General features: G+C 52.0%; 1 rRNA gene. It reads right to left on the bottom strand.

Annotation, left to right across the window (positions count from 1 at the left end):
* Window positions 1-1,352, bottom strand: a 23S ribosomal RNA gene (locus OQJ75_RS22415); the annotation flags it as partial.

Below are 1,352 nucleotides of genomic sequence, written 5' to 3'. Positions count from 1 at the left end.
CAGCACTTACACACCCTGCCTATCAACGTCGTAGTCTACGACAACCCTTTAGGACACTTATAGTGCCAGGGAAAACTCATCTCAAGGCTCGCTTCCCGCTTAGATGCTTTCAGCGGTTATCGATTCCGAACTTAGCTACCGGGCAATGCCATTGGCATGACAACCCGAACACCAGAGGTTCGTCCACTCCGGTCCTCTCGTACTAGGAGCAGCCCCTTTCAATTTTCCAACGCCCACGGCAGATAGGGACCGAACTGTCTCACGACGTTCTAAACCCAGCTCGCGTACCACTTTAAATGGCGAACAGCCATACCCTTGGGACCGACTTCAGCCCCAGGATGTGATGAGCCGACATCGAGGTGCCAAACACCGCCGTCGATATGAACTCTTGGGCGGTATCAGCCTGTTATCCCCGGAGTACCTTTTATCCGTTGAGCGATGGCCCTTCCATTCAGAACCACCGGATCACTATGACCTGCTTTCGCACCTGCTCGAATTGTCATTCTCGCAGTCAAGCGGGCTTATGCCATTGCACTAACCACACGATGTCCAACCGTGTTTAGCCCACCTTCGTGCTCCTCCGTTACTCTTTGGGAGGAGACCGCCCCAGTCAAACTACCCACCAGGCACTGTCCGTAATCCCGATTCAGGGACCAACGTTAGAACATCAAAACTACAAGGGTGGTATTTCAAGGACGACTCCACCACATCTAGCGACGCGGTTTCAAAGTCTCCCACCTATCCTACACATGTAGGTTCAATGTTCAGTGCCAAGCTGTAGTAAAGGTTCACGGGGTCTTTCCGTCTAGCCGCGGGTACACTGCATCTTCACAGCGATTTCAATTTCACTGAGTCTCGGGTGGAGACAGCGTGGCCATCATTACGCCATTCGTGCAGGTCGGAACTTACCCGACAAGGAATTTCGCTACCTTAGGACCGTTATAGTTACGGCCGCCGTTTACCGGGGCTTCGATCAAGAGCTTCGACCGAAGTCTAACCCCATCAATTAACCTTCCGGCACCGGGCAGGCGTCACACCGTATACGTCATCTTACGATTTTGCACAGTGCTGTGTTTTTAATAAACAGTTGCAGCCACCTGGTATCTGCGACTCTCGTCTGCTCCATCCGCAAGGGACTTCACTGATAAGAGCGTACCTTCTCCCGAAGTTACGGTACCATTTTGCCTAGTTCCTTCACCCGAGTTCTCTCAAGCGCCTTGGTATTCTCTACCCGACCACCTGTGTCGGTTTGGGGTACGATTCCTTACAATCTGAAGCTTAGAGGCTTTTCCTGGAAGCATGGCATCAATGACTTCACTACCGTAGTAGCTCGACATCGTATCTCAGCGTTA

Origin of the sequence: Vibrio sp. 14G-20, from assembly GCF_026241515.1 — a bacterium.
Lineage (GTDB): Bacteria > Pseudomonadota > Gammaproteobacteria > Enterobacterales > Vibrionaceae > Vibrio.
Note: the sequence above shows the minus strand (reverse complement) of the source record. Positions and strands in the feature narration are given on the sequence as shown.